This is a genomic window from Neptuniibacter halophilus, assembly GCF_030295765.1.
Classification (GTDB): domain Bacteria; phylum Pseudomonadota; class Gammaproteobacteria; order Pseudomonadales; family Balneatricaceae; genus Neptuniibacter; species Neptuniibacter halophilus.
Window position 1 is genome coordinate 231725 of the sequence record NZ_AP027292.1, and the last position, 22355, is coordinate 254079.

A 22355-nucleotide genomic window follows, 5' to 3' on the forward strand; every position below is an offset into this window, starting at 1 on the left:
ACCATGCATGTCTCTATGACTGAACTGAAAGCGGCACTGCGCCGCTGCTTCGAAGCCACCGGCTATTTCGTTGGCAATTATGAAGATGCCGCGAATATGATTCTCTGGCTGGAAAAACATGGCCTTAACGGACTTGGCGAACTGCAACGGGCACTCCCCTACATCAATCAGGATAGTGATAAACCGCTCAGCACGGTGGTCTATGAAGACAGTACCTCGGCAATCATCGACAGCCACGGCCGCAGCGCCCTGAACTGCATCGCCGCATCGGTGGATCTGGCCCATGCCAAAGCACTGGAAACCGGCATTGCCACGGTTACAGTACACAACTGCCATAACCGGATGTTTATCCTTAAGGCACTGACCGATTGCGGTCGCCGGGGAATCAGCGTGGCCGCTTACTGGCGCAATGGCAGTCAGACCATCACCGAACATACCGCTGCGATAAAAGCCGGCGAGCGCTACCCCAGTTACAGCGAAGCCACCACCAGTCTGGCGGCCAGCAGTGAGGACCGGCAGGCCCTGACTATTGTCTGCAGCTCCCGGGTAGATCTCACCTCATCACTGCAGCAATCCAGCGGCAACCGAAATGTCAGCCACATCAGTGCCCGACAGATTAAGCTGAACAAGGAACAGAGCGTAGATTTCGGTATCGATATTGATCCTGCTGTCTGGTCTGAGATCAACCGGATCGGCGATGGCGTTCTGGTAGAAAACAGCGAACGCTCACGTCTCGGCGCTGGCGGTCGCTAAGCCCCTTCTGCCCCGGCCCGCAGCAGGCTAAACTGGCTGCGGGCCCTCTCCTTGTCTGGTGCCGGGAACCGGCTTTTCCGCTCTGCATAATTCAGGCAATTATTCACATGCTCTACACTCCCACTGACATACTGGCGCTGTTACTGGTCAGCGCCGGCATCAGCCTGCAAAGCTGGTTTGGTATCGGCTTTGGTCTGGTCGCCGCGCCGCTGCTCTACCTGATTAATCCGGCCTATGTGCCGGCACCGGTGTTGATTCTTGGCTTTTGCCTCTCCCTGCTGATGGTCCGACGTACTCGCGGGCAGGTACAGTGGTCCCGGATTACACCGGCAATACTGGCGCGACTCCCGGGAGCCTGGCTTGGCGCAGTGCTGCTGGCAGCGATTCCCGGCTGGAGTCTGAGCCTGTTATTTGGTGTCTGTCTTCTGGCTGCCGCAGGCCTGACCTGGCGCCTTTTCAAAGTCCGCGCGACGCGGCGGAACATGCTGGCAGGTGGCTTTTTCTCCGGACTGACCGGCACCGCCACCTCGATCGGCGGGCCACCCATTGCTCTCGTGTATCAGGAGCTAGACCGGATCGAAGCACGTAATGAGCTGGCGATGTTTTTCCTGCTTGGCACCCCGTTCTCCCTGCTGGCCCTGCTGCAACAGGGGGTATTGGATCTGGACAGTCTCCAGCTCAGCCTGAAGCTCCTGCCCGGCCTGCTACTGGGTTTCTGGATAGGTAACCGGTTCGATGGTCGTATCCCGGCAACCAGTGCGAAGCCGGTACTACTCAGCATTGCCTTACTTTCAGCTCTGCTGATTATCGGTAAAGGAATCATCCAGTGGTGGCAGAGCTGAAGCTAAGACAAGGTTGGCTGGCGCGCCCGGCTCTGCTGCTCAAGCAACTCGATCAGAATCCGCTCGACATTACTGCCGCCGATACCGATCCGCTCGCCCGGCGTGATTCCGGCCAGTGATGCCTCCGCCGCAGTATAATCTGCAGCAACGTAGCTGATAAGCGCATCAATCAGCACCAGCGAGAGCGTCCGGTTCGGACTTTGGGCCATTATATTCACTGTATCGTGACAGCGTTGTAGCCCGGCTTTATCTTCAGCCGAAGCGTAGAGCCCGGCCACATGCAGGGCGATAAACGGATGCCCCAGCATGTGCCAGACCTTATCGATATGCGCCTGAACCTCCTGATCCAGTGTCTGAACCTCACCGCTTTTGAGATAGTCCCTGAGCAGGAAACCAGCACAGTCAGCCAGCGTCAGAATCGGGCCGCAGGTTGTGGTTCGCGGCGAACAGTACTGCTGATAGCGACGGATCGCGGCTTCCCGCTCCCCCACCTGCCATTCGGAAAGCGCCAGATGCCACTGCACATGACCGTACATCTGTCCCTGCAACGCACCGTCGCCATACTGTTCTAACCAGTCGTGGAGTAACCGGGCAGATTCCTCCGCCGCGCCCTCATCATGCAGCAGATGGGCCAGCGCATGAATGCTGTAAAGCGCCTGCGGACGCAACGCTAATGCCCGCTCGAGCAGCGCCCTGCCGCGCTTATATTGCCCGGCCTCACTGGCGGCAAAACCGAGCCGGGCCAGCAGAGCCCAGTCGTCGGCCAGCGCCCCGGATACCGAATCGAAGAGCGTAAGCACGATATTCAGTTTGTCCGGACCGCCGTAAAAGAACAGATAACCGCCCAATTGCGCCAGTACCAGCCGGTCTGTTGGGTTGCGCCGCAGATACGCTTCAGCTTCGGCGCGGTTCTCTGCGGGCTGATCGATCAGGCCGATCAGAATCCGGATATGCTGTTGCTCAGGTTCAGATACAAGCCCGGCGGTGGCTTCTGCCTGCTGGCGGAACCGGTCCGCCCCCGCCTCACCACTGTCCTTGGCCACGCTGTAACGCGCGGCCGCGGCCAACGCAAATTCAGGGTCCAGTTGCAGGGCACGGTCGAGATTATCCGCAGCCCCGGATTCAGAGCCCAGCATCTGCTCCAGCGCAGTCCGGTATAAAACCTGAGCCTCGTCTGAGTGACAGGTCAGTGGCTGAACAAGAGAGGAATCCTGCATCGGTGTACTCCTTACAGCGGGTATCCGGGCGTGGCGGCCCGATGACCACCGTATCAGCGTAGTACAGGGGGAACCCTGCTGTTAGCTGCCGGGTTTCACGCCACTGCGTTCGACTATTTCGGTGGCAAAGCCATCGATTGATTGCTGGTTACGGCTGACCCAGTATGCCTCAATGCCGGCACGGCCCTTCTGTTGCGCCCACTGGCTATGCTGACTGCGCTCCTCCTGATACTGAAACAGGGGCACCGAGGTACCGCAGGAAGCCTGTACCTGATCGATGCTTTGCACAAAGATCTGCCGGGCCGCCACGTACTCAGGAAACAGTGCTGAATACGCTGCCCATTCAGGATCATCAGGATGAAGCACACGGGCGTTGCCGTAGGTTCGCAGAATCAGCGGTGCCCCATCAAAGGCACAGAACATCAGGGTCATACGCGGATTTTTCAGAACGTGGGCGGCAGACTCATTACCGCTGCCGGTCAGGTTCAGCCAGACAATGGTATTGGGGTCGATTACCCGCAATGAATCGGCGCCTTTGGGCGACAGGTTGACGTTGCCGGTCTCTGCCGCCGTGGCGACAAAATAGATTTTCTGTTCAGCAATAAAGCTTATCTGCTGATCGGTTAACTGAGAAAAAAGCTTACCCATTTGCCTGAACCTCCTGTTACTACATTAAGGGCTATATCCCCCTCGATCATCCGGGAACCTTCTCCAGTTCCTGAATCTGGTAACCCAGCTCCTCTACTTTTTCCTGCAACAGCAGATGAGCGTCGGCCAGCCCCTGATTGTAAAAGTGGGGGCCAATCTCGGATGCGAAAAAATCGATCAGAAATTCAGCCTCAAAGCCACCAATCTCCTGATCGAGCTCGGCTTCAAAGTAGGCTTTGACTTTGCTGACCAGCCGCGCGGTCTGATCGTTACTGAATTTAATTTCACTCATGATCTGTCCTTAAACGAGGGAATCCAGCCATTGTAGCAAACAATAAATAAGGGAGATGGCAGCGGTGAAAGCGCAGATAAAAAAAGGGGGAACAAGGTTCCCCCAAAACAAACAAACGATCCAGGATGGACCAGAGCGTAGAGCCAAGGTACTCCGGAAACAGAGCGCCTATCGTAAATCAGGGTGGAAGCGATCCGCAGTGGTAGTCTCGGATCAGCAACCGTCAGCCCCCCTGATCAGCAGGCTGACGGCTCTTGGGTTTTAGCGTCTGGAATTAGTCTTCCAGCAGACCTTCGCGGGTCACGAAGTCCAGGGTGTCCTGCAGACCAAGCGAGAACTTCTCGATCATCTCATCGACCTGGGATTTGTCGATGATCAGCGGAGGACAGAACGCCAGAGAGGAACCCGCTACCGCGCGGGTGATCATGCCGTGGTTCTGGCACGCCTGCATGGCGAAACCACCGACTGCACCACCCTCAAAGGCCTTACCGGTCTTCTTGTTGGCAACCATTTCAACCGCAGCGATCATGCCCTTGCCGCGGATCTCACCCACCAGCGGGTGATCCTGGAATTCACGCAGACGTTTCTGCATGTATTCACCGATCTCAGCAGCATGACCAAAGATGTTGTCACGCTCGTAGATCTCCAGCGTTTTCAGTGCAACCGCACAGGAAACCGGGTGACCGGAGTAGGTGTAACCGTGACCGAATACGCCGACCTGAGCGCTTGGCTCGATCATCGCTTCGTACATATCACCACGGATCGCAGAAGCACTGATTGGCATGTAAGCAGAAGAAAGCTGCTTCGCCATGGTCATCATGTCCGGCTTCTGGATGTTCATTGTGGTAGAACCGAAGTCATTACCGGTACGACCGAAACCGGTGATTACTTCATCTGCCCAGAACAGGATGTCGTACTTATTCAGGATCGCCTGAACCTTCTCGTAGTAACCTTTAGGCGGCACGATAACGCCGCTGGCACCGGTGATTGGCTCTGCGATGAAGGCAGCGATCGTGTCCGCGCCCTCTTTCAGAATCAACTGTTCCAGATTGTTGGTAATACGGTCAACAAACTGCTCTTCCGATTCGCCCTGCAGACGGCCACGGTAGTAATGTGGCGCATCAGTACGCAGGATACCCAGTGCTTCGAACGGCAGATCGAAGTGAGTGTGGTTAGGCGTCAGGCCGGTCAGAGACGCAGCCGCAACGGTTACTCCGTGGTAAGCACGTTCCCGGGCGATAATCTTGAATTTCTCAGGCTTACCGATCGCGTTGAAGTAGTAACGCAGCATTTTTACGTGGCTGTCGTTCGCATCACTACCGGAGTTACCGAAGAAGATCTTCGCGTTATCCATCGGCAGCATAGAAGACAGCTTTTCAGCCAGATCCATACCCACCTGGTGCGTTTTACCACCGAACATGTGGGAGTAAGAAAGCTGACCCATCTGCTGGTTTACGGTATCGATCAGCTCACGGTTGTTGTAACCCAGAGAGGTACACCACAGACCCGCCAGTGCTTCCAGATACTGCTTACCGTTGTTGTCGTAAACGTAAGCACCGTCACCACGCTCCAGAGTCAGAGTCTCTGTTGCTTTCAGGTTTGTAGTTGGATAGATAATTGTGCTCATTTCAATGCCCCTCACAGACCGCCCAGGCAGATATATTTAGTTTCGAGATAGTCATCCAGGCCATACTTGGAACCTTCACGGCCCTGACCGGACTCTTTAACGCCACCGAAAGGAATAATTTCGGAGCTGATCATGGTCTCGTTAACACCGACCATGCCGTAATCAATACCCTCAGACACGCGCCAGATACGGCCCAGGTCGTTGGTGTATACGTAGGAAGCCAGACCAAACTCAGTGTCGTTGGCCATATCAATCGCTTCCTCTTCTGTTTCAAATTTGAAGATCGGCGCAACCGGGCCAAAGATCTCCTCTTTGAACAGACTCATATCCTGAGTAACGCCGGTCAGAATCGTTGGCTCGTAGAAGTGAGAACCCTGTTCGCTCACTTTACCGCCCAGCACAACCTCTGCACCTTCCGCTACCGCCGCATCAACTTTTGCGTGGATATCGGCCACTGCTTTCTCAGTAATCACCGGGCCGTGAGTCGTGCTCTCTTCCAGACCATTACCGATACGGAACTCTTTAACCGCGGCAGCAAACTTCTCGACGAAAGCGTCGTAGATACCGGCCTGAACCAGCAAACGGTTCGCACAGATACAGGTCTGACCGGAGTTTCTGTATTTAGAAACCAGTGCACCGGCAACGGCTTTATCCAGATCAGCGTCATCAAATACGATCACCGGTGCGTTACCGCCCAGCTCCATCGAGGTGCGCTTAACGGTATCGGCACACTGTTTCATCAGCAGTTTGCCAACGCCGGTAGAACCGGTGAAAGTCACTTTCTTAACGATCGGGTTAGAGGTCATCTCACCACCGACGGCCGATGCAGTCGCACTTGGCAGTACGCTGAACAGACCAGCAGGCAGACCGGCACGCTCAGCCAGTTCCACCAGCGCCAGCGCAGACAGCGGCGTTTCCGCTGCAGGCTTGAGCACCATGGCACAACCAACCGCCAGTGCCGGCGCCACCTTACGGGTGATCATGGCATTCGGAAAATTCCATGGCGTGATGGCCGCCACAACCCCTACCGGCTGCTTAATTACGATGCTGCGACGATCCTGAGTGGATGGCAGAACATCACCGTAAACACGCTTGCCTTCTTCAGCGAACCATTTCAGGAAGGACGCACCGTACATCACTTCGCCACGTGACTCGAACAGTGGCTTGCCCTGCTCTGCAGTCATCAGCACCGCCAGATCTTCCTGGTTGTCCAGAATCAGTTGATGCCAGCGTTCCAGCAGGTCAGAGCGCTCTTTTGCCGGCAGCGCACGCCAGGATTTCATCGCTTTTTCCGCCGCTTCAATCGCCTGACGGGTCTGGCCTGCAGTCACGCTGGCCACTTCAGCAATGGTTTCTCCGGTTGCCGGGTTCAGTACGGGAAAGGTTACACCTTCTTCACCGTCTACCCACTGACCATCAATGTAAGCCTGGGTTTTCAGCAGCCCGGCATCTTTCAACTGGATCGACATTCTTGTTATCTCCTGCACATTAGCAGCCCGCTACAATATGGGCTGCACACTATATGCTCATTTATAGACCAGAATATTTATGGCTTATATAATGATTTAAATGAGCTTACATTTAGTTTTACAAAAGTAATTACTATTTTCCGGAGCGTTTTCCCATGGGTCGCCGTAAAGCAGCACTGTCCGGCCAACTGGCAGATATCGATTTCCGCCTGCTACGGGTTTTTAAATCCGTGGTTGAGGCCGGCGGTTTCAGCGCCGCTGAGCTGGAGCTCAATCTGGCCAACTCGACCATTACTAACTATATCTCCGATCTGGAGAAGCGCCTCGACATGCGTCTCTGTGACCGCGGCCGCTCCGGCTTCGCCCTGACCGATCAGGGCCGGGTGGTCTATGAATCCACGCTGGAGTTACTGGCAGCGGTCGATCATTTCCGCAACACCATCAACCGATCCCACAACCGGATACTGGGCAATCTGCATCTGGGTTTTGCCGAACATATGCTCGGTGCCCATGACTCCTGTATCACAGCGGCGCTGGATCGTTTCTCAACCGAGGCGCCGGACGTTAATATCCGGATCAGCACACTGGGCTCTGAAGAGGTGGCATCAGCACTGATGAATCACCAGATCGATATCGGCATCACCGTACTCACCCGCCCCTACCCGGAGCTGAAAAGCCTGAAACTGTTTGAAGAGGATATGTTGCTGTTCTGCGCCCGCAGCCATCCACTGTTTTATCGTGATCAGCCGATACCGCCGGAGGAGCTCAGCGAGCACCGCTTTATTGAATCCCCCCGCCTGCTGCCCGGACGCGAAACACACCCGGATATGCGTGGCTGGAACAAACAGGCCAAAGCCCACCATCAGGAAGCCCGTGCATCGCTGATTCTGAGCGGGCACTATCTGGGCTTCCTGCCCCGCCATCTGGTACAGAACTGGGGCCTGAGTGACGAGCTGCGCCCGCTTTTCGAAGAGCGATACGGTTATCGCAATACGTTTCAGGCCCTCTGGCGCGACACTCAACGCAACCCGCTGATCACCAACCTGTTTATCGAGTGCCTGACCGAGTCCCTCGTCTGAGCATCAATTCCGTCGGGATTAATCACGCATCACAAAGACTCACCAGGCGGCCGGAAGGGATGGACTACTTCCACCTTTTATAAAGCCCACGACCCGGTTCTGACAGATGATGCGATGATCAGCCTCTATAGTGATGCTGCTATAGCAGATGTTATATATCGCTTCTCCCGGAAGCGATCCGGATCAGGCCCCGTACTGAACAATTTCAGCTACAGGCCCCGCCGTCCGGGCTATGCTTAAAAATACCCTGCGGGGGGTATATAAACCCACCTCAATGGCAACGTATCTTTGTTATATCTGGAGACACCCCCTGAGGGGGCGTTGATAAGAATAAAACCGGCTGTAGCGCAGCGGTTAAATAAAAACAGAGAATTATTATGTCTGCACCTTCACATACCACCTCATACTATGCTGCCTCAGCGAATGATAAAAACATTCGCCCTGCGCTGACATCTCACGTTGAAGCGGATGTCTGCGTCATCGGTGCCGGATACACCGGCATGTCAACTGCCCTGCACCTGGCCGAAAGCGGTTTCAAGGTGGTTGTGGTTGAAGCAACCCGCATCGGCTTCGGCGCGTCCGGCCGTAATGGCGGTCAGATCGTTCACAGCTACAGCCGTGATATCGATTTTATCGAGAAACATTACGGTAAAGACACCGGCACTGAAATGGGCAAGATGGCCTTTGAAGGTGGCCGTATCATCCGTCGCCTGGTTAAAGATTACAATATCCAGTGTGATCTGAAAGACGGTGGTATCTTCGCTGCCTGTAACGACAAGCAGATGCGTGAGCTGGAAAGCAAAAAAGCACTGTGGGAGGCCCACGGCCATAAAGATCTGGAGCTGCTGTCTGCAGCCGGCACTCAGGATTACGTGGGTACCGATCGCTACCATGGAGCTCTGCTGGATAAGTCAGGCGGCCACTTTCACCCACTGAATCTGGTTTTGGGTGAAGCGGCGGGTTTCGAATCCCTCGGCGGCGTGATCTATGAAGATTCTCCGGTGACCCGTGTCGAAGAAGGCACAAAAGCGAAAGTATTCACCGACAAGGGCAGCGTCACGGCTGACTTCGTTGTGGTTGCCGGCAACGCTTATCTGGGCGGTCTGATTCCTAAACTGCAGTCCAAAGCAATGCCCTGTGGCACTCAGGTAATCACCACCGAGCCCCTGAGCGAAGCGCAGCAGAAAGCTCTGCTGCCTCACGATCAGTGCGTTGAAGACTGCAACTACCTGCTGGATTACTTCCGTCTCTCCGGCGATGGTCGCCTGATCTACGGCGGCGGCGTTACTTACGGTGCCCGCGAGCCGGGTAAGGTCGAATCCCTGATCGTGCCGAAGATGCTGAAAACCTTCCCGCAACTGAAAGGTGTGCGCGTTGATTACGCCTGGACCGGTAACTTCCTGCTGACTCTGATGCGCCTGCCGCAGTTCGGCCGTATTGGCAGCAACATCTACTACGCACAGGGCTACAGTGGCCACGGCGTAACCTGTTCACATCTGGCGGGTAAAGTCCTGTCTGATGCCATTCAGGGCCAGGCTGAGCGTTACGACGTTTTTGCCAGCCTGCCACAGTACCCGTTCCCGGGCGGTACTACCTTCCGAATCCCATATACTGCGATGGGCGCATGGTACTACAATCTGCGCGATAAACTGGGTATCTAAAACCTGCTCCGCAGGGTGACCCGCTGGTCGCCCTGCTCTGTCACAAGTGTCATAAAAAATATAAAGGGTCCCTCCATGAGTACTGATGCTACTCAGCCAAGTGCTGCGCAACTGGCTGACGCTGCCCAACAGGGTGTTTCCCAGCCTACCCGCTGGTTAGTTTTTTACGGTCTGGTGATGGCTGGCTTTGCCTACCTGTCAACCCAGCACGTTGATGGTGAATCCTATGGTGTCTACAGCCTGCTGCCGGCCCTGCTGATTCTGTTTGTGGCGGTAATCACCAAAAAGCCGCTGGAATCGATCTTTGCCGGTATCATCTCCGGCCTGCTGCTGCTCGATCCGACAAATATCGTCACCGGACTCGGCGATATCTCAATTGCGGTCGTTATGGATGAGACCATCGCCTGGATCGTACTGGTCTGCGGTATGATGGGCGGCCTGATCAACATGCTGGAACGGGGCGGCAGCGTCCTGAGTTTTGGTGAGATGCTGGCCAGGCGTATCAAAACCAAACGCGGCACCATGCTGACCACCTGCTTCCTGGGCATTATGGTCTTCATCGATGACTACCTGAACTCGCTGGCCGTTTCGGCCTCCATGAAAAACCTGACCGACCGCTACAAAATCTCCCGTGAGAAACTGGCATTTCTGGTTGACTCCACGGCTGCGCCGGTCTGCATTCTGGTGCCGGTTTCTACCTGGGCGGTTTACTTTGCTGCTCTGCTGGAAGAAAACGGTGCGGTTGCTGAAGGCAAGGGCATGTCCCTGTACATCGACGCGATCCCGTATATGGCTTACGGCTGGATCGCGCTGTTTGTCGTTTTCCTGGTGGCTGCCGGTATCCTCGGTGACTTCGGCGCCATGAAACAGGCCGAGAACCGCGCTCAGGCAGGTCAGCCAATCCCGGACGGTGCTCAGCAGGATGGATTTGATCTGTCCGGCATCAAGAAAACCAGCCCGATTGTTGGTCTGATCAACTTCCTGCTGCCAATGGCTGTACTGGTTGCTGCCAGTGTTTACTACGAGATTGATCTGCTGCTAGGTGCTCTGGTTGCGTCCATGTTCACCATGGTGCTGTACTTCTGGCAGGGTCTGCTGAGCTTCGGCAAACTGGTCGATTCCATGCTCGATGGCTTCAAAGTCATGCTGCATCCGATCGCGGTGGTCTGTGCCGGCTTTATGCTCAAAGAGGTAAATGATCAGTTGGGTATGACCCCCTATATCATTGAATCCCTGACTCCTTACCTGTCTCGCGAGCTGCTGCCTGCGCTGGTATTTGCTGCAATGGCTGCCGTGGTATTTGCAACCGGTTCAAGCTGGGGCGTGTTTGTTGTCTCTCTGCCGATCGTTATCCCGATGGCGCTGACACTGGATATCTCCATGCCCCTGACCGTAGGTGCACTGCTGTCCGCTTCCGCGTTTGGTAGCCATGCCTGCTTCTTCAGTGACTCCACTGTACTCTCTTCTCAGGGTTCAGGTTGTACACCGATGCAGCACGCACTGACACAGATCCCTTACGCCCTGATTGGCGCAGCGATCACCTTTGTTGCTCTGATCGTACTGGGCTTTGCCATGGCTTAACGCCGGGCTCCCACACTAAACCGTTCTGAAAACGCCCCGGGGTTGCCACTTTCCCCGGGGCGTTTGTTTGTTTCAGGCCACCGCGAGAAATAATCATGACAATAACCTCCCCTCGCAACGCGATCCTTCTTCTGCTGCTGGTCAGCTTTTTCTGGGGATCAGAGTTCGTTCTGATCGACCTGGCTGTAGCCATACTCCCGACCCATAGTTTTAACGCCGTGCGCTTCAGCATTGCGGCCCTCTCCCTTCTGCCACTGCTGTGGTTTGCACGGGAAAACATTGCCCCCGGCACCTGGCCGAAGCTGCTGGCCGCCGGTCTTCTGCTCGGCTTTCTGCTGTTCATCGGCTTTTACACTCAGACCGAAGGATTGCGCTACACCAGCGTCTCCAATGCCGGCTTTATCACCGGCCTGAACGTGCCACTGGTACCGGTTATGGGTTACCTGCTGTTCCGCAACCGGGTTGGCAAGAATGTCTGGCTGGGGATTATTATCGCGACCCTGGGCCTGTATTTCCTGACCATGGGCGGCGCGCTGACACTCAACCGGGGTGACCTGCTGGTACTTACCTGCGCCTTCGCCTTTGCGGTACACATTGTACTGACCGGTCGCTTTGTCGATAAAATGCCGGTGATTCTGCTGAGTATTATTCAGCTATTTGCGGTCGCCATTTACAGTGCACTCGCCGCCTGGCTGAGCCCCGACCCCGCGTTCTATCATCCGGAAGCAACGCCGGTAAGCTGGCCGGATCAGCTAAACCAGCCGGTCATTATCTGGGCCCTGCTGGTTTCTGCTCTGCTTGGAACCGCTTATGCCTACTGGGCACAATCGGCCTGCCAGACCGTTATCGAACCGCACAAGGTGGCACTGGTATTTGCTACCGAACCGATCTTTGCCCACGCCTCCGCCTGGCTGTTTCTGGATGAACATCTGGGGCTTCAGGGATTTATCGGGGCCGGCATGATTCTCGGCGGCATGCTGATCTCCGAACTGGGTGACCGGCGCCGTAAAGCCAGTATGAAACCGCTGGAACACACCGCTGCGGTGGATTAACCCACAGATAACCCACAGATGAGTCCGGGTCAGACCGAACGGTTCAGGCCCGGGCTATATTCCAGCCGCTGCAGTTGCTGCAGGAACCATTGCCCTGCACGCCCCAGAGGGCGGCTATCACTCCAGATCAGATCAATCCCCTGCAACAGGTCGGCCTGCTGATAGGCCAGATTCAGCTCCACCAGATCGCCACTGGCCAACTTTTCCTCGACCACCGCCTGATGCAGGTAGGCCCAGCCAATACCGGCCGAGAGCAATTCCAGAATCGAATAGGGACTTTCCGCCAGCCAGACGCGGGGACTGAGCCGGTAACGCTCATGACTGCGATTATCCGGATCCAGACTGCGTCCGATCAGTTGCCGATGCTGGCGCAGATCTGCCAGATCAACGCTGGGCTTCTTTGCCAGCGGGTAGTCAGCATGCGCAACCGCCACCACCTGAGAGTGACCAATCCCACGAAAGTGAAACCCCATCGGGTAATGCTCCTGCTCGATCATCAAGCCGATATGGGCGCGATGACTACGGATCAACTCCGCCACATCACCGCTGCCGGGATCCAGCAGTTCCACGGTGACGTAAGGAAAACGCTCAGCGAAGGTTTCCAGCAAGGGCAGCAGCGGAACGGTAGAAATATTCTGCTCCAGCGCAATACACAGGCTGGTTTCATCCTCCTCCCCCAGCGAGGCCGCATGCGCTGTAAACTCCTGCTGACTGAGCAACACACTGCTGGCGGTTTCCAGCAGTGCCCTCCCGGCATCCGTCAGCACCGGCGTGCGACCGGAACGCTGAAACAGCTCAAGGTTAAGATCGATCTCCAGATTACTGATCGCCATACTCACAGCAGACTGCGCCTTACCCAGTTTTCTGGCGGCTGCGGAGAATGACCCCGTTTCGGCCGCTGTGACAAAACAGTTGAGCTGTTCAAGACTCCACATATTCAACCTATCTATAAAACTGATGGATGCTAACTATTATTTATCAATAATCACTTTATTATGCAGAAAAACTTATTGCTAAACAGGACAGGAGGAGAAAATGGCGACCAAAATTGTTATGCGAAGCGGATGGGACCGGCTGCGTTATGCCCTGTCGTTTGAGCTTATCCTGCTGACGCTCTGTACCCTGATCATCGCGACGATTCTGCAACGGGAACTGCTGGATATCGGCCTGATGGGGGTCGCCATGAGCCTGCTCGCGCTGGGCTGCAACTATGTCTATAACTACGTTTTCGACCGTTGGGATGCCCGTTGCGGCCGGATACCAAGCGAACGCTCCATGCCCCGCAGGGTGTTACATGCACTGGGGTTTGAGCTGTCGCTGGTCACGCTGACCCTGCCACTGATGATGTGGTGGCTGGAGCTGGGGTTTATTGAAGCGCTGATTATGGATCTGGGGATGATGGCCGGGGTCGTCGTGTATACCTTCCTGTTTGGTCTGGCCTACGACTGGCTGTTCCCGGTTAAACAACCAGACGCTATGGAAGACTCCGCTCTCAGCGCTTCCTTAACTGGGCACTGAGACCGCTGCAGATCGCATCAAGATCAGTAATCTCCCGGCTCATCTCACGGGTCATATTGATCAGAAAGATAACAAAGTCACTGGCAAAGGTGTCACAGACCCGGTGAAACAGCTCACAGGAGATCTCCAGAACACAGCTATCCACTTCCGCCACAGCGTCACCGCGACGTTCATGCAACCCGATCATACCGACGTAACCTAACTGCTCACCGGTACGAAAGCTGCGGATGTGGATAGCTTCACCCTGCTCTTTGCGGAAATAACCCAGACTGCCATCGAGGATAATATAGAACCGCTCTGATGCATCCCCGTCATGGAACAATGTCTCTCCGGCGGCATATTCCAGTACCCGTCCCTCCGCCAGAAGAAACTGCAGACTGTCATTGCTCAGGGCACCAAACATCGACAACTCCCGGCAGCGGATCTCCGGAAACCGGGTTTTAATCTCAGAACCAGACAACTGTTGCATTCAACCTCACCTCTTCCTGCGAACGATCAGCCGATCGCCCTACTACAGGTATAGGCCATTATCACGACGAATACCTCAGACCGAAACCGGCCGCAGCAGATTCAGCATCAGGCGTCTGACCAGATCCGTATCTGCCGCCCACTCGGGCTGCTGTAAACGTTGAATCGCAGCATCGGTTAACGCCTCAGGAAACAGATTTCCTTTCAGCTCAAGTAGCTGTTCAGCCGTGAAATCCGCCATAAACTCCGGATGGGCCTGAATGCTCATCATTGACTCACCGTAGCAGACGCCGGCATACGGGCAAAATTCTGAACGCATAAACACCTTGCCCTGTGGCGGCAGGCTCAGTACCTGATCCTGATGGATAGCGTTCAGTACGACACTGCTCTGCTCTGCGATACCTTCAATCTGGTAACGCTGCGGCCCCAGCCCCCAGCCTTTATCGGATTTTTCTACCCGGGCACCCAAAGCCGCTGCCATGATCTGATGACCGAAGCAGATCCCGACCATCGGGACTCCGGCTGCTGCGACCTCCCGGATAAACTGCTGCAGCGGAGCCATCCACGGCAGGTTGTCATATACACCATGCTCCGATCCGGTAATTAACCAGCTATCACACTGCTGCGGGTTATCAGGAAACTCATGCTTAAGCAGATCAAAACAGGCAAACTCCAGATCAGGATCGGCCTGACGGAGCAGCGCCATAAACATGTCCGCGAAACTGCCATAGCGCTGCTTAAGCTCACCCTTGGTATCACCGGTAATCAAAATGCCTGTCTTCACCTTCACTCTCCAACAAAACACAGCAAAAACCCACTAGACCACAGCCTGAAACCGGAAAGATATCACCCCAAAGCGGTATATTATGCTCAGCACACACCGCATGATCGATTAAGGCCTTGAAACACCCGCTGCGGTACCCATATAGTGCACTCCACTCCGGTGTTTATTTATATATTAATCAAATTCAGGCACAGCTCGCTCTGCCCGGCAATCACAAGGAGACCTGCGTGGAGCAACCCGATAAGGAACTGCATCAACTCAACTGGCCACTGGTCTGGGCCGGTTATAAACAACTGGTGCCGCTTTCGACGCTGGTGATCGCCTTCGGTGCAGCCTTTGGTCTGGCCGCCAGTCAGACCGGTATCAGTGACCCGCTGATTTTGGCGATGAGTACGCTGGTCTTTGCCGGGGCGTCGCAGTTTGCTGCACTGGAGCTATGGGGGCCAGAAGCGCCACTGTTTACGATTCTGATCACGGTTTTCGCCATCAATGCCCGCCATCTGTTGATGGGGGCAACCCTTTACCCCTGGCTACGCCATCTGCCACCCGGAAAACGCTACGGCACGATGCTGCTGGCTTCCGATGCGAACTGGGCGCTTGCGATGCAGGCGTTCAGCCGGGGTCAACCGGGGCTTGGTCTGCTGCTCGGCGGAGGCCTGACGCTCTGGTCGTTCTGGATTGTCGGTACCTGGGCGGGGATCTACTTTGGCAGCGCGATTCAAGACCCGAAAAGCCTCGGTCTGGATATGGTGATGGGTTGTTTCCTGCTGGCGATGGTGGTGGGCGGCGAGAAGAACCTGCGCATGCTGTTAATCTGGATCGTCGCAGCCGCTGCGTCGTTGCTGGCGTTCTGGTATCTGCCGGAAAACAGCCATGTGGTGGTTGGCGCACTGGCCGGCGGTATAGCCGGGCTTATCATCAGGGAGCAGAAACATGAACATTGAGACCACCGGCTTCGGTGCACTGTTAATCATCCTGCTGATGGCACTGGTAACGCTGGCAACCCGCTGGGGCGGCGTCTTTGTGATGTCCTATGTGCCTATCAGCTACAGAGTGAAGCAATTTATCAACGCCATGTCAGGCTCTGTGCTGGTTGCCATCCTGACACCCATGGCCATCTCGGGTGACAACGGTGCCCGGCTGGCGCTGCTGGTTACCGCCGTGGTGACCCTGCTACTGAAAAAACCGCTGCCTGCGATCCTTGCCGGGATCCTGACAGCGGCCCTGTGGCGCTATTTCTGAGCCAGTGCTGAATCAACGCTCAACAAAGGCACGCTCAATCACATAGTGGCCCAGATCACCGTGGCGCGCCTCGATAAAGCCCATCTCATCAAGAATATCGCAACAATCCTGGAGCATGCTCGGGCTGCCGCAGATCATAAACCGGTCTTCCGCAGTATTCAGCGGTGGCAGACCAAGATCATCGGTGAGTTTGCCGCTGGTAATCAGATCCGTCAGGCGGCCCTGATTTCGGAACGGCTCACGGGTTACTGTCGGGTAGTAGCGCAGCTTATCCGCCACCATTTCACCGAAGTATTCGTTACCCGGCAGGTGCTCCTGTATCACATCGGAGTATGCCAGTTCCGACAGGTGGCGTACGCCATGGGTCAGAATCACCTGATCATACTGCTCATAGATCTCAGGGTCTTTAATGATGCTCATAAACGGCGCCAGTCCGGTACCGGTACTGATCAGGTAAAGCCGCTTTCCGGGCAACAGATGGTCATTAATCAGCGTACCGGTGGGTTTGCGGCTGACCAGAATTTTATCACCCACCGTAATATTCTGAAGCTTTGAGGTCAGCGGGCCATCCGGCACTTTAATGCTGAAGAACTCAAGCTGGTCTTCGTAGTTGGCGCTGGCAATGCTGTAGGCACGCATCAGTGGACGCCCTTCATGTTCCAGCCCGATCATCGTGAAATGGCCGTTCTTAAAACGAAACCCGGGATCACGGGTGGTTGTAAAACTGAACAGAGAATCATTCCAGTGATGCACACTGAGCACTTCTTCATGACCGATATTCGACATAGTTACGCCACCTGCTGTTTAAAAAAGGTATAGCTGATCTTGTGATGACAGCCTAATCCTGACTAACATATTGGTAAAGACGATTATTCTTCTAACCATAATCGGAAATACCGAATATGAAATATACCCTGCGTCAGTTAGAGGTATTCCTCGCCGTCGCCCAGAGTGAAAATATCACCCGTGCAGCAGACCAGTTGTCGATGTCCCAGTCCGCAGTCAGCGGTGCCCTGCGAGATCTGGAAACCCAGTTTGAAATTCGCCTGTTTGATCGCATCGGTAAACGCCTGCAGATCAACGAACTGGGGAGGCTGCTGCGACCTCAGGCTGAAGCGCTGCTGGAACGGGCATCGGCCCTGCAACAGAGCCTGCAGCAGCATCAGGCTATTGGTGAGCTGAAGATCGGTGCCACCCTGACCATCGGCAACTCACTGGCCGTCGACCTGATGGCGCGCTATCTGAAACAATACCCCGAGGCCCGACTGCAACTTAAGGTAGGCAATACCTCAAGCATCGCCGAACAACTGCTGAACTATGATCTGGATATCGGCCTGGTTGAGGGGGAGATCAATCACCCCGATCTGGATATTCAGCCCTGGCTGCAGGACGAACTGGTGGTATTTGCTGCACCGGATCACCCGCTGGCCAGCAAAAACCTACTCAGCGACAGCGACTTGCTGAGCGCTCAATGGATACTGCGTGAATCCGGCTCAGGTACCCGTCAGGCCTTCGACTGGGCGTTGCACGGCCTGCTCTCGAGCCTGAACATTCTGTTCGAACTGGAGCAAAGCGGCTCTATCATCCGCGCCGTAAGCAGCGGTATGGGGATCGGCTGCCTGTCACGTATTGCCCTGCAGGAATCATTCGACCACGGCACACTGGTACCGCTTAACGTCGCCGGAAGGGACTTTAACCGCCAGTTGTTTATCGCCCTGAACCGGCACAAGTATCAAAGCGAAGGCATCAAACGCTGGCTCCAACTGTGTCACGAATAGTTCGCATACATTCTGTATCTGACTGCGATCAGAATGTATGCCAGAGATCAGCGATCAACCGGGCCCGGCCTCCTCAACAGAGCAGACAAGGTATAAACACCAGAGACCGGTGTCCGACAGCCCCCCCTTGACCAGACACCCCAATTTTTTCGAAGCTTTGTTTCCATCAATTCTGTTTTTTCCGAGCGTTTACTCAGGGATAGTGACTGCAACCCAATAGAGGAGTGTAGTTATGAAAACCATACAGAAGCTCACCCTGACGACCGATAAAGAACATCAGACCCTGTCTTTTAAAGCGGGCTACCGGATTGTTCGCATCGAGTATCTGGTTACCGAACGCCGTATCTGCTTGTGGGTAGAGATCCCGTTACGTGCAGATATCCCGGAAACCAGAAAGACATTTGTGGTAAAGAAAACCAACGAGTCCGTGCCTTCTGATTTCATACACGTACATACCGCAGTCGATCTGCTTAAACCCGAAGCGTTTCATATATTTGAAGTGCCTGTAACACACGACCCTGCCCAGCCCGGCTGGGACAATAGAATGGAAATGTCAGATAAAGAACTGGCTGCTTAGGCAGCCAGTGTCCCCGCCGGTTAAGTTGACAAAGTTGCACGGCCATATAACCTAGTAATGCACTAGGTTATATGAGTGGTACTCACAGCCTGCAACGGAGTCAACACGATGAAAATGTTGAACCTGAAACACCTCTACTATTTCTGGCTGACAGCCAGAGAAGGCTCTATTTCCCAGGCCTGTGAAATTCTGGATTTAGCGCCACAAACACTCAGCTCGCAAATCGCTACCCTCGAAGAGAACATTCAGCACATGCTCTTTAAACGCGAGGGCCGCTCTCTGGTGATGACACCGTTAGGCAAGGAAGTATTTGCCTATGCCAATAAAATTTTTGATATTACAGCTCAACTCGAGGAAGTGTTGCAGCAGGCACCTGAAAACCGCGCGATCGATTTTTCAGTAGGTATTGCATCTACCGTGCATAAGATACTTGCCTGGAAAGTCATAAAACCCGCTATGCACATACCGAATAAGATTCAGCTTGTATGTAAAACATCAGACGCATATGAATTACTTCTCCAGTTAAAGCAAAAAAAAGTAGATGTGCTGATTACCGACTACCTGCCCCATGAATGTGACCGTGATGGCCTGACCGCACATAAACTTTTAACCACATCCATGTCATTCTTTTTCCAGAAAGAAAAAGCAGCCCTGCTCAGAGAGGAGTTCCCGCAAAGCCTTAATCATCATCCTTTTCTCAGTTACGGCCGACAAACACCTTATCTGGAAAAGTTAAGAGACTGGTTCAAAATCCATAACATTCAACTCAACATCCGGGCTGAGATCGATGACAGCGCTCTGTTAAAAGTATTAGGGCAGTCCGGGGAAGGTTTTTTCTCAGCGCCCACATTTATCGCAGATGAAATCTGTCAGCAGTATGGCGTCGAAGTGATTGGTGTTGCTAATAGCATCACTGAGGATCTATATGCGATTTATCGCGACAGCAGTCTGATTAATCCGGGTCTGGAGCAACTGCTGAACTTCAGCAATAAAAACGTATGAATGAAGCCCCCTCCCGGTTTATAGCCGTTAGAACATGCGACAAACCTGACCGCGTACACTGAGTCAGCCGTTTACGTCCAGATACTGACGGGAGGCTCATTCGCGACAGCTTTAGCTATATCTCTGGCTGAGATAAGGCCCACTAACGCTTCATAAGCATCGGTCACAGGTATCAGCGTCAGATTATATTGATACATGACCTCCGCAATTCTTCGAATACTGGTGACAGGTTCAGCGGTAATGACCTTATCTGAGACACAGGTATTCAGCGGCGTTATTTTTAAATTCGGGGGTTCCGATTCACTTTCAAGCAACGTTTTCACAAGCAGATCATGTGAAAATATGCCGACAATACGTTTCTTATCATTGACCACCGGTAATGCATTTAATTGCCGCTCGACCAGTGTATTCATTGCTTCATAAACCGTGCTGGTATCACTCAGCAAGTCAAATTCTTCCTGCATGATCTCATAGGCGTGGCGTAATTCATCTTTAGGACTGGCATGAATTAAGTCACGGTATGCCTGCAATGCGGTATGGTTAGGCACAGGGTGTTTAGCAACAAAACCGGCCTGTGAGCTGTCCTGATGGAACTCACCGCTGGACTTGAGCAGCTCAGCCGAACTCTCGACAGGATTAACCCTGTAAAGCTCCTCAAGTGTGTTTCTGAAAACTCGCCCTTCATAGTCATAAATAGAGAACATAGGCCACCCCGCATCTGGAATTTAATACCCGCCTGAAAACAGATTGACCTCGTTGGTAATAAATAGTTTTAAGATTTTTTAAGAACGACTCTCTCAGAAAACCTGTTATCAGGTGCAGGATTTTTTGTTTAGATAATCACAACCAGGCTACTCCCCCGGAACTGAATACACTTTTGAGGAAGGCTGAGATGAAGCACATTAATCAGAGTTTAGTCAAAAGAGTACACGCCAAAATCATGCGGTTTGGTAAGCGCCTGAACGGTTGCCATCACTTCTTAGGTGGGCTGTATGCACACAATAAAGGAAAGGGATTCAGCATCGCCGTATCTGATGCCTACAACTATGTGAAACTGGGTCAGAGCAATCATCTGCAATACGAGTGCGTATCGGCTGATTCACAGGAAAGGTTTTTAAGAAAAGTCCGCAGACTGGATCAACAGTATTGAGCCATAGCCTCTGGCAGAAACCTGATAAAAAAAAGCGGCTGTGAAAACAGCCGCAAAACTTACTAAGTAGAGCAAAGAATGTATAAACAATAGAGGCTACTAAGGCTGGCCTTAGCTCGGGAATGAGAAGCTCACCCCTTCACGCACACCGCTGGATGGCCAGCGCTGGGTGATCGTCTTGCGCTTGGTGTAGAAGCGAACCGCATCCGGGCCGTAGGCATGCAGGTCACCGAACAGAGAGCGCTTCCAGCCACCAAAGCTGTGGTAGGAAACCGGTACCGGCAGCGGTACGTTGATACCGACCATGCCCACCTGAATGTGATCAGAGAAGTAACGCGCCGCTTCACCGTCACGGGTAAAGATACAGGTACCGTTACCGTATTCGTGATCGTTGATCAGTTGCATCGCCGCTTCCATTGAATCTGCACGTACTACCTGCAGCACCGGGCCGAAGATCTCTTCCTGATAGCTCTGCATCTCTGCTGTAACGTTGTCGATCAGCGTTGCGCCCACATAGAAGCCTTCTTCATAGCCGGCAACCTGCGGGTTACGGCCATCAACCACCACGCTCGCACCATCGGCTTCCGCACTGCTGATATAACCGTTCACTTTCTCCTGATGAGCACGGGTGATCACCGGGCCAAAGTCGTTTTCGCGGTTGCTGAACGCACCTACTTTCAGTGGTGCCATCGCTTCTTTCAACTTAGCGACCAGCGTATCCGCGGCTTCATCACCCACGGCAACGGCAACAGACAGGGCCATGCAGCGCTCACCGGAGGAGCCGAAAGCCGCACCGAGCAGTTGGTTTACGGCGTTATCCATATCCGCATCCGGCATCACGATGGCGTGGTTTTTCGCGCCACCCAGTGCCTGACAACGCTTACCGTGCGCGTTCGCCGTGCTGTAGATGTACTCAGCAATCGGTGTAGAACCAACAAAGCTGACCGCTTTAACACGCTCGTCGGTCAGCAGTACATCAACTGCTTCTTTGTCACCGTTAACGACGTTGATCACGCCTTTTGGCAGACCCGCTTCTTCCAGCAGTTCAGCAATGAACATAGTGGAGGAAGGATCACGCTCAGATGGTTTCAGAACGAACGTGTTACCGCAAACGATCGCCATCGGGTACATCCACAGCGGTACCATCGCCGGGAAGTTGAACGGCGTAATACCGGCCACCACACCCAGTGGCTGGAACTCACTCCAGGAATCGATACCCGGACCGACGTTACGGCTGTGCTCGCCTTTGAGCAGCTCAGGCGCACCGCAGGCATACTCAACGTTTTCGATACCGCGCTGCAGTTCGCCCATCGCATCGTGGTGGATCTTACCGTGTTCTTCACCGATCATTTCGCAGATTTTGTCTGCGTGCTGTTCCAGCAGGTGTTTGAAGCGGTACATCACCTGTGCACGTTTCGCCGGTGGGGTGTTGCGCCATGCCGGGAAAGCGGCTTCTGCTGCTGCAATCGCCTCTTCTACAGTTGCAACGCTTGCCAGTGCAACCTGCTTATCTGCAGCACCGGTGGATGGGTTGAAAACGTCCTGGGTGCGCGCCGCATCAGTGCGGATCTCGCCGTTAATCAGATGTCCGATAATTGACATAATTTCTACTCTA

The 22355-nt window shown here is 54.1% G+C and carries 24 protein-coding genes; 13 read left to right on the top strand and 11 right to left on the bottom strand.

Features of this window, described 5'->3' with window-relative positions; all coding sequences use genetic code 11:
• Positions 1-3 precede the first annotated feature (3 nt).
• Both QUD59_RS01140 and QUD59_RS01145 read left to right on the top strand, forming a co-directional pair.
• Positions 4-753 (top strand): DUF3726 domain-containing protein, encoded by a 750-nt coding sequence (locus QUD59_RS01140; protein ID WP_286239007.1) that lies wholly within the window; start codon positions 4-6, stop codon positions 751-753.
• A 107-nt stretch (positions 754-860) separates the two neighbouring features.
• Positions 861-1595: a sulfite exporter TauE/SafE family protein gene (locus QUD59_RS01145; protein WP_286239008.1), complete on the top strand. Its 735-nt coding sequence runs from the start codon at positions 861-863 to the stop codon at positions 1593-1595.
• Positions 1596-1597: 2 nt separating this feature from the next.
• On the opposite strand, the gene QUD59_RS01150 is transcribed toward QUD59_RS01145, so the two are convergent.
• The 5 genes from QUD59_RS01150 to QUD59_RS01170 form a co-directional block, all read right to left on the bottom strand.
• The gene (locus tag QUD59_RS01150; RefSeq protein WP_286239009.1) at positions 1598-2812 is read right to left on the bottom strand and encodes a tetratricopeptide repeat protein; all 1215 of its coding nucleotides are present in this window, start codon (positions 2810-2812) and stop codon (positions 1598-1600) included.
• Between the two features lie 81 nt (positions 2813-2893).
• Complete coding sequence (locus tag QUD59_RS01155) at positions 2894-3460, bottom strand: pyridoxamine 5'-phosphate oxidase family protein (protein WP_286239010.1); 567 nt, start codon at positions 3458-3460, stop codon at positions 2894-2896.
• A 46-nt stretch (positions 3461-3506) separates the two neighbouring features.
• Complete coding sequence (locus tag QUD59_RS01160; RefSeq protein ID WP_286239011.1) at positions 3507-3752, bottom strand: DUF2164 domain-containing protein; 246 nt, start codon at positions 3750-3752, stop codon at positions 3507-3509.
• A 274-nt stretch (positions 3753-4026) separates the two neighbouring features.
• On the bottom strand, positions 4027-5379 hold the full coding sequence (locus QUD59_RS01165) for an aminotransferase (protein WP_286239012.1): 1353 nt from the start codon (positions 5377-5379) through the stop codon (positions 4027-4029).
• An 11-nt stretch (positions 5380-5390) separates the two neighbouring features.
• Complete coding sequence (locus QUD59_RS01170; RefSeq protein ID WP_286239013.1) at positions 5391-6848, bottom strand: NAD-dependent succinate-semialdehyde dehydrogenase; 1458 nt, start codon at positions 6846-6848, stop codon at positions 5391-5393.
• 155 nt (positions 6849-7003) lie between these two features.
• Here QUD59_RS01170 and QUD59_RS01175 point away from each other — a divergent pair, with 155 nt between their 5' ends.
• The 4 genes from QUD59_RS01175 to QUD59_RS01190 all read left to right on the top strand — a co-directional run bounded on the left by QUD59_RS01175 (position 7004) and on the right by QUD59_RS01190 (position 12221).
• Positions 7004-7927, top strand: a complete 924-nt coding sequence (locus QUD59_RS01175; protein WP_286239014.1) for a LysR family transcriptional regulator — start codon at positions 7004-7006, stop codon at positions 7925-7927.
• A gap of 377 nt (positions 7928-8304) precedes the next feature.
• On the top strand, positions 8305-9588 hold the full coding sequence (locus tag QUD59_RS01180) for an NAD(P)/FAD-dependent oxidoreductase (RefSeq protein ID WP_286239015.1): 1284 nt from the start codon (positions 8305-8307) through the stop codon (positions 9586-9588).
• A 75-nt stretch (positions 9589-9663) separates the two neighbouring features.
• The gene (locus tag QUD59_RS01185; protein ID WP_286239017.1) at positions 9664-11169 is read left to right on the top strand and encodes a Na+/H+ antiporter NhaC family protein; all 1506 of its coding nucleotides are present in this window, start codon (positions 9664-9666) and stop codon (positions 11167-11169) included.
• 95 nt (positions 11170-11264) lie between these two features.
• Positions 11265-12221 (top strand): DMT family transporter, encoded by a 957-nt coding sequence (locus tag QUD59_RS01190; RefSeq protein ID WP_286239020.1) that lies wholly within the window; start codon positions 11265-11267, stop codon positions 12219-12221.
• 29 nt (positions 12222-12250) lie between these two features.
• Here the strand turns inward: QUD59_RS01190 and QUD59_RS01195 are convergent, their stop codons facing one another.
• Positions 12251-13156, bottom strand: a complete 906-nt coding sequence (locus tag QUD59_RS01195; protein WP_286239022.1) for a LysR family transcriptional regulator — start codon at positions 13154-13156, stop codon at positions 12251-12253.
• 100 nt (positions 13157-13256) lie between these two features.
• Here QUD59_RS01195 and QUD59_RS01200 point away from each other — a divergent pair, with 100 nt between their 5' ends.
• Positions 13257-13739 (top strand): PACE efflux transporter, encoded by a 483-nt coding sequence (locus QUD59_RS01200; protein ID WP_286239024.1) that lies wholly within the window; start codon positions 13257-13259, stop codon positions 13737-13739.
• Here the strand turns inward: QUD59_RS01200 and QUD59_RS01205 are convergent.
• Positions 13714-14208 carry a Crp/Fnr family transcriptional regulator gene (locus QUD59_RS01205; RefSeq protein WP_286239026.1) on the bottom strand — a complete coding sequence of 165 codons (495 nt, stop codon included), beginning with the start codon at positions 14206-14208 and terminating at the stop codon, positions 13714-13716. The genes QUD59_RS01200 and QUD59_RS01205 overlap by 26 nt on opposite strands.
• Positions 14209-14283: 75 nt before the next feature.
• Positions 14284-14991: a type 1 glutamine amidotransferase gene (locus QUD59_RS01210; RefSeq protein ID WP_286239028.1), complete on the bottom strand. Its 708-nt coding sequence runs from the start codon at positions 14989-14991 to the stop codon at positions 14284-14286.
• Positions 14992-15218: 227 nt separating this feature from the next.
• Between QUD59_RS01210 and QUD59_RS01215 the strand changes: the two genes are divergently transcribed.
• Positions 15219-15935, top strand: coding sequence for an AzlC family ABC transporter permease (locus QUD59_RS01215; protein ID WP_286239029.1), 717 nt, complete (start codon positions 15219-15221; stop codon positions 15933-15935).
• Positions 15925-16233 carry an AzlD family protein gene (locus tag QUD59_RS01220; protein ID WP_286239030.1) on the top strand — a complete coding sequence of 103 codons (309 nt, stop codon included), beginning with the start codon at positions 15925-15927 and terminating at the stop codon, positions 16231-16233. Before QUD59_RS01215 ends, QUD59_RS01220 begins: the two co-directional genes overlap by 11 nt.
• Positions 16234-16245: 12 nt before the next feature.
• On the opposite strand, the gene QUD59_RS01225 is transcribed toward QUD59_RS01220, so the two are convergent.
• Positions 16246-17019: a ferredoxin--NADP reductase gene (locus QUD59_RS01225; RefSeq protein WP_286239031.1), complete on the bottom strand. Its 774-nt coding sequence runs from the start codon at positions 17017-17019 to the stop codon at positions 16246-16248.
• A 116-nt stretch (positions 17020-17135) separates the two neighbouring features.
• Between QUD59_RS01225 and QUD59_RS01230 the strand changes: the two genes are divergently transcribed.
• From QUD59_RS01230 to QUD59_RS01240, 3 genes are all read left to right on the top strand, one after another.
• Complete coding sequence (locus tag QUD59_RS01230; RefSeq protein ID WP_286239033.1) at positions 17136-18011, top strand: LysR family transcriptional regulator; 876 nt, start codon at positions 17136-17138, stop codon at positions 18009-18011.
• 232 nt (positions 18012-18243) lie between these two features.
• Positions 18244-18588 (top strand): DUF7352 domain-containing protein, encoded by a 345-nt coding sequence (locus QUD59_RS01235; RefSeq protein ID WP_286239035.1) that lies wholly within the window; start codon positions 18244-18246, stop codon positions 18586-18588.
• Positions 18589-18696: 108 nt separating this feature from the next.
• Positions 18697-19590, top strand: a complete 894-nt coding sequence (locus QUD59_RS01240; RefSeq protein ID WP_286239036.1) for a LysR substrate-binding domain-containing protein — start codon at positions 18697-18699, stop codon at positions 19588-19590.
• A 71-nt stretch (positions 19591-19661) separates the two neighbouring features.
• On the opposite strand, the gene QUD59_RS01245 is transcribed toward QUD59_RS01240, so the two are convergent.
• Positions 19662-20294 carry a CBS domain-containing protein gene (locus QUD59_RS01245; protein ID WP_286239037.1) on the bottom strand — a complete coding sequence of 211 codons (633 nt, stop codon included), beginning with the start codon at positions 20292-20294 and terminating at the stop codon, positions 19662-19664.
• Between the two features lie 188 nt (positions 20295-20482).
• Between QUD59_RS01245 and QUD59_RS01250 the strand changes: the two genes are divergently transcribed.
• Positions 20483-20740: a hypothetical protein gene (locus QUD59_RS01250; RefSeq protein ID WP_286239038.1), complete on the top strand. Its 258-nt coding sequence runs from the start codon at positions 20483-20485 to the stop codon at positions 20738-20740.
• Between the two features lie 111 nt (positions 20741-20851).
• Here the strand turns inward: QUD59_RS01250 and QUD59_RS01255 are convergent, their stop codons facing one another.
• Positions 20852-22342 (bottom strand): CoA-acylating methylmalonate-semialdehyde dehydrogenase, encoded by a 1491-nt coding sequence (locus QUD59_RS01255; RefSeq protein ID WP_286239040.1) that lies wholly within the window; start codon positions 22340-22342, stop codon positions 20852-20854.
• Positions 22343-22355: the final 13 nt, after the last annotated feature.